3 protein-coding genes and 2 rRNA genes are annotated in these 6,757 nt (G+C 60.6%); all 5 read right to left on the reverse strand.

Annotated features, from left to right (window positions below; translation table 11 throughout):
* Nucleotides 1-8: 8 nt before the first annotated feature.
* Entirely contained in the window at nucleotides 9-2,771 is a 2,763-nt protein-coding gene (locus HZI36_RS04810) for a fimbria/pilus outer membrane usher protein (protein ID WP_179401487.1), read from the reverse strand.
* Between the two features lies 1 nt (nucleotide 2,772).
* Entirely contained in the window at nucleotides 2,773-3,552 is a 780-nt protein-coding gene (locus HZI36_RS04815) for a fimbrial biogenesis chaperone (RefSeq protein ID WP_246326959.1), read from the reverse strand.
* 69 nt (nucleotides 3,553-3,621) lie between these two features.
* The gene (locus tag HZI36_RS04820; RefSeq protein ID WP_179401488.1) at nucleotides 3,622-4,164 is read right to left on the reverse strand and encodes a fimbrial protein; all 543 of its coding nucleotides are present in this window, start codon (nucleotides 4,162-4,164) and stop codon (nucleotides 3,622-3,624) included.
* Nucleotides 4,165-4,681: 517 nt separating this feature from the next.
* A 5S ribosomal RNA gene (gene rrf / locus HZI36_RS04825) occupies nucleotides 4,682-4,795 on the reverse strand.
* Nucleotides 4,796-4,906: 111 nt separating this feature from the next.
* A 23S ribosomal RNA gene (locus tag HZI36_RS04830) occupies nucleotides 4,907-6,757 on the reverse strand; the annotation flags it as partial.

The raw sequence follows: 6,757 nt of genomic DNA on the forward strand, positions 1-6,757 counted from the left end.
CGCGTCCCTCAATGCGCGAGCGCCGTGGTCTCGATCGGCGTGCAGCGCGCGTCGAAACGCGTGATCAGCGCCTTCGAATCCTGCCCGTTGAGGCGATAGTCGATCGCGCACTGCTCTTCACGACGATCGCCCCATTTGACGGTCAGCGAGCCTTGCTGATCCGGCACGCGCGCGTAGACCTGACCACCCTGCCCGACGACACCGATCGTCGCTCCGGTGCCGTCCCGCACGTCCGCGCCGAGCGGCAGTGCGTCGCCATCCGCGTCGGTCGCGTGGATCAGCAGCGCGTGGCCGGTGCGCGTCGCGAACTTGAGCAGCACCGCCGAGCCCGCGTAAGGCGCGACGCGGATCTCGTTCGCGGTCAGTTCCGCGTTGCGGTTGATGCCCTTCGCGTCGAGCGCGACGTCGTTGTAGCGGTAAGGCGTCAGCGACGGAATGATCGCGTAGCCGAAGCGGTCGATCTTCGTGCCCTGCGTATTGCGCACGGTCGCCCCTTCCGCGCCCTTCGCCTCGACGATGCCGAACGTGTCGCCGAGATACGGGCCGAGCGTGACGCCGCCCCCGTGCGCGACGAGCGCGCCCCGCGCGTTCGCGCCGGCCTGCCAGTAACCCTTGCCCTGCGAATAGTTCGCGCCGACCGTGATCATCGACAGGTTCTTCTGTACGTTGCCGCCGTAGCTCGGCGCCGCGCTCGTGTCGCCCGATACGGTCAGACCGTAGCTGAGCGACTGCGATTCGCCGACGGTGCCGTTCACGGATGCCTGATACGACGCGCCCTGATCGGTCGCGCTCGCGACGCTGCCGGAGAACGTCGGCGCACGCGGGCTCGAGCCGAGCGGGATCGAGATCGTCGCCATGACCGCGGTGCTGGCTTCGGACGCCCAGTTCGTGAGCGACGCGCGCCCGACGCCGGACCGGCCGACGCCGTTGATGCTGCCGGTCCGCTGGCGGACGACCGACAGGTTGTAGCTGATCGAGCGGTAATTGTTGCTGTAGCTGAACTGATACTGCGTGTCGCGCGATCGCGAGCCGTAATAGCTGCTCGTCGACGCCGACAGCGACAGCGAACCGAGGCGCCCGAGGCTCTGGTTGACGTTGAGCGTCAACTGGTCGCGCTGCTGATACGTGCTCGGCAGCCAGCCGCTCGCGTCGCGATACGCGTTTCGCGAGGTCAGCGCGCTCGCGAAATCGCGGTAGCCGCGGGTCGAATAGTGATAGCCGGTCAGCGCGATCGTCGTCAGCGTCGGTTGAATCGTGTGGCTGTAGTTGATCGAGCCGAGCCAGCCGTGCACGCGCTTGCCGCGCTCGTCGAGCGCGTTCGACCAGGCCGCGTTCAGGCCGAACGCGCCATACGACGTCGCGAACACGACACCGCCGAGCAGCGACTGATAATCGACGGACACGCGCGCGCCACCGTTGACGGTGAGCATGTTGGTCAGGCCGCGCTCGTACGTCAGGTCCGCGAACGCCGCGTGCGAGCCTTCGATCTGGCGCACCTGCCCGAGCGTGAAGCTGTAGCGCGACGCACCGGGCCGCAGTGAATTCGACACGGCCGAGAACGGCACCTTGAACGTGGACACATGCCCGTTCGCCTCGAACACCTGCACGGTCAGGTCGCCCTGATAGCTGGTCGGATTGAGGTCGCTGAACGCGAACGGGCCCGGCGCGACCGTCGCCTGATAGATCACGTTGCCGTTCTGGCTGACGACGACGCGCGCATTCGTGTTCGCGACACCCTTCACGGTCGGCGCATAGCCGCGCAGTGAATCGGGCAGCATGCGGTCGTCGCTCTCGAGATGAATGCCGCGATAGCCGACAGGACTCAACAAGCTGCCGCCGGTGAAGTTGTCGCCGACGACGAGCTTGCTGCCGATCGACACGAGCGGCCGCTCGACGTACGTGCGGATGTTGTCCCAGCGGCTGGCGTTGCCGGAGACGGTGCCGTTGAACGTATAGGCGGACTGCTGATGGAAGCGCCACAGCCCGATGTTCAGGCCCGCGTTGATGCCGGCGTAAACCGAATTCGACTGGCTGCCGAGCGACGACGCGGTGTAGTAGTTCGTGTCGTAATTGAAATAGGCCATCGTCCGGCCCGCGTCGAGGCTGGCCGGATCGATCGTGCCGCGCGGCACGTGCCGCATCTGCGTCTGCGGCACGCTGACGTCGAGACGCAGGCGCGACAGGTCGAACTTCGCCGACGCGCCGGGCACGCGCTCGGACAGCGCGACGCACCGAGCGCCGTTCGCTTCGGCGGCGTCGCGACGCCCGTGCGCGGCATCGGCGGTGCGATGCTCGGTCGATGCGTCGGACACGTCAGCGTCGGCTGCTGCGCCGTCGGGTGCGCCAGCGTCAGCGCCCAAGTCGGCGTCGGCCGGCTGCAGCAGTATGCCGCTCGCCCCCAGCAACGCGTCGCTCAGGCACGGTTGAACGTCACCGCTCGCGGTACTTCGAAAATCGACCGTTTTACGGGTGATGAAAACGTTGTTGACGTAGACGTCGACGCGATAGCTGCCCGGCTCGATCGTGCTTGCCTTGTTGAAGCGTTCGATGTCGGCGACGCCGAGCGGCGTGCCCAGCAACAACGAGCTATCGAAGTTATAGGTGTCGGTCGAGCTGGCGGACGCCCCCGCATCGTCCTGACCCGGTGCGGCCCATGCGTGGCCGGCCGGGACTGCGAAGCCAAGCGCGGCGCCGATAAGCGACAGCTGGAAAGGCCATTGCGCCTTTCCGCTCTCGGAGACGGATACGAGGTTGTTTTGTCGACCGGACATATCACTTCACGCCTTGTGCGGTGATCGGGTATTCGGATTCGCGAACTGCGCCGTAGTCGTCGACGTAGCGGATTTTCACGCGAATGGCGGAGCTGTCGAGCGGACAGCTACCTTTCAGATTCCAGGTTGCATCGGCGCGCGGCGCGATCATGTCCGGCTCGAACGTTGCGGTATGCGAGCCGCAGGCGAGGCTGCCGCTCACCAGCGAGATGTAATAGGACGACGCATTTTTCGCGGCGATGCGCTCGCTCTTGCCCTGCCCGCTGATGCTGAAGCTGAGTTTTTCGGGCGCGCTTGGCGCGCTGTCCGCGATACCCGACGGGCGATAGAAGAGCTTGAGCCGGTTGCGCAGCATCACGAGCATCTGGTTCTCTTCCGCATAGGCGGCATTCACCGACGGCACCTGCAGCGTATTGAGATAAAACACCGTTTCACGATCCTGCGGCAGATCCTTCCCCGTATAGACGACGCGCACCATCTGGCCGCCCTTCGCGTCGATACGGAAGATCGGCGGGGTCACGAGGAAAGGCGCATCCGCGGTCTTCGGCGTCGAGCGTTCGTCGCCCGCGTCGACCCAGACCTGCATCACGCTCGGACCATCATCGCGATTGCTGAATTGGAGGCTGCGCTCGGGCGCGCTGCCGTCGTAAATCACACGTGTATTGGGCAATACGACGCTGCCAAAGGCCATGCCGGCCTGCGCGCCAAGCGCGAGGACGGCGATTGCCCTGAAAACTCCTGTACGTAATGAATTCATGAACATCCCCTGAGCGGGCCCCATTTACTCTGCACTGCGAATAAATAATCGGACCTGCGTGACAACGCAGATCCGATGGCTCGTCAAACTAGATTAGCGATAGCTCACTTGATACTGCACGCTGCCCTTCACGGAACCAGGCGCGACGCCGCCCTGTTCCGAGATGTACTGAACGGCGAAGTCATACGAAGCCGACGTCTGGCCGACGCCGAGGCTCAGGCCCGTGGCGGCATAGCCTTCCGCGCCGCTCAGGTTGAACGGCGACGACGGTGCGGAGGGATCGAGCAGCTGCAGTGCGACGCCCTTTGCGGTGCCGACGTTGTCGAGGTTGCCGGCGGTCGTGGTCTGGTTGCCCATGAATACGGTCTTGATCGACTGAGCTGCGGTGGTCGGAGCCGTACAGCCGCTGACGCCGACTGCGAAGGTCGTCAGACCGGCGGTGCTGCCTGCGCTCGCGAGCTTCGACGAAGAAACGGTCGGCAGCAGCACGGTCGGGTTGGCCGTGGCGCCGTTGATCGCGACTTCACACGTCTGGTCCGTCACTTCGCCGTGGAAGTTGATGGTGTTGGCGCTGGCAGCCAATACCGCGGACGCCGGGATAGCTGCGATGGCGAGGGCAAGAAGATGCTTTTTCATGTATACAACCCGTTTAAGTAAAGTGACAAAACCAAAGCCAGACGAACGGTTTTCAAAATTTAGAATTCCTAATATCCGACGAAGGTTGCGCGCCTTTGCGCGCATGGACCATCGGGTCCGCTCTCCGGTGAGCGAAATCGACCTGCTCGTGATTTCGCTCCTCAGTCGGCCGGGTGGAGCGCGCAGGACGCACCCCAGCTGAAACGCCGTTTCACAATTGACCAGCCGAAGTGCCAATTGTGACAGAGTCAGGCAAAACTGTAATCATTTTGCAAGGCATCACTTGAGCTATGTCAATAAACAATCTAATAGTTAAATTTAATTAAAGAAATAGAATTTGGCTTGAAGCCCGATCGGGGCAGACGCCGCTGGTGTCATTACACAACGGCAGTTGAAGAGGCTGGGGGAGGGGGTGGTTCGGCGCAGCGTCCGGAGTGCGAAGCTGTCTGGACGAGGCCTGAGAAGGCCCAAAACAAAAAACCCCCGCCGGTTGGGCGGGGGTTTTTCAGTAAGGGGAGCCTGACGATTACCTACTTTCACACGGGCAATCCGCACTATCATCGGCGTAGAGTCGTTTCACGGTCCTGTTCGGGATGGGAAGGGGTGGGACCGACTCGCTATGGTCATCAGGCAAAAGGGGGGGTCGTCTCGCTTCGCGAGGCGACCAATCCGGGAAGAAGCAGTAATCTTGGGTTGTGTGTATCACACGAGAATTCTGCAGCCTGCAAAACAGACTGGTTATAGGGTCAAGCCTTACGGGCAATTAGTATCGGTTAGCTGAACGCATTACTGCGCTTACACACCCGACCTATCAACGTCCTGGTCTCGAACGACCCTTCAAGGGGATCTAGTCCCCAGGGATATCTCATCTTAAGGCGAGTTTCCCGCTTAGATGCTTTCAGCGGTTATCTCTTCCGAACATAGCTACCCGGCGATGCCACTGGCGTGACAACCGGTACACCAGAGGTTCGTCCACTCCGGTCCTCTCGTACTAGGAGCAGCCCCCTTCAAATATCCAACGCCCACGGCAGATAGGGACCAAACTGTCTCACGACGTTTTAAACCCAGCTCACGTACCTCTTTAAATGGCGAACAGCCATACCCTTGGGACCGGCTACAGCCCCAGGATGAGATGAGCCGACATCGAGGTGCCAAACACCGCCGTCGATATGAACTCTTGGGCGGTATCAGCCTGTTATCCCCAGAGTACCTTTTATCCGTTGAGCGATGGCCCTTCCATACAGAACCACCGGATCACTATGACCTGCTTTCGCACCTGCTCGACTTGTCGGTCTCGCAGTTAAGCACGCTTATGCCATTGCACTATCAGCACGATTTCCGACCGTACCTAGCGTACCTTCGTACTCCTCCGTTACGCTTTGGGAGGAGACCGCCCCAGTCAAACTGCCTACCATGCACTGTCCCCGACCCGGATCACGGGCCAAGGTTAGAACCTCAAACAAACCAGGGTGGTATTTCAAGGACGGCTCCACCGAAACTAGCGTTCCGGTTTCATAGCCTCCCACCTATCCTACACAGATCGGTTCAAAGTCCAATGCAAAGCTACAGTAAAGGTTCATGGGGTCTTTCCGTCTAGCCGCGGGTAGATTGCATCATCACAAACACTTCAACTTCGCTGAGTCTCGGGAGGAGACAGTGTGGCCATCGTTACGCCATTCGTGCAGGTCGGAACTTACCCGACAAGGAATTTCGCTACCTTAGGACCGTTATAGTTACGGCCGCCGTTTACCGGGACTTCAATCAAGAGCTTGCACCCCATCATTTAATCTTCCGGCACCGGGCAGGCGTCACACCCTATACGTCCACTTTCGTGTTTGCAGAGTGCTGTGTTTTTATTAAACAGTCGCAGCCACCAGTTTATTGCAACCCCTTCACCCTCTGCCCGCAGGGGCATCAAGCTACAAGGGCGTACCTTATCCCGAAGTTACGGTACCAATTTGCCGAGTTCCTTCTCCCGAGTTCTCTCAAGCGCCTTAGAATACTCATCTCGCCCACCTGTGTCGGTTTGCGGTACGGTCATCGTTAGACTGAAGCTTAGAGGCTTTTCTTGGAACCACTTCCAATTGCTTCGCTCCCTAAGGAGCTCGCGCCACACCCTTGAATTCCGCGCCCGGATTTGCCTAAGCGCCTTCTCCAATGCAGCGACCGGGACTTCCAACACCCGGACAACCTTCCGCGATCCGTCCCCCCATCGCATCTAACAATGGTGCAGGAATATTGACCTGCTTCCCATCAGCTACGCATTTCTGCCTNAAGGGCGTACCTTATCCCGAAGTTACGGTACCAATTTGCCGAGTTCCTTCTCCCGAGTTCTCTCAAGCGCCTTAGAATACTCATCTCGCCCACCTGTGTCGGTTTGCGGTACGGTCATCGTTAGACTGAAGCTTAGAGGCTTTTCTTGGAACCACTTCCAATTGCTTCGCTTCCTAAGAAGCTCGCGCCACACCCTTGAATTCCGCGCCCGGATTTGCCTAAGCGCCTTCTCCAATGCAGCGACCGGGACTTCCAACACCCGGACAACCTTCCGCGATCCGTCCCCCCATCGCATCTAACAATGGTGCAGGAATATTGA

Origin of the sequence: Burkholderia guangdongensis (assembly GCF_013403875.1) — a bacterium.
Classification (GTDB): Bacteria; Pseudomonadota; Gammaproteobacteria; order Burkholderiales; family Burkholderiaceae; genus Burkholderia; species Burkholderia guangdongensis.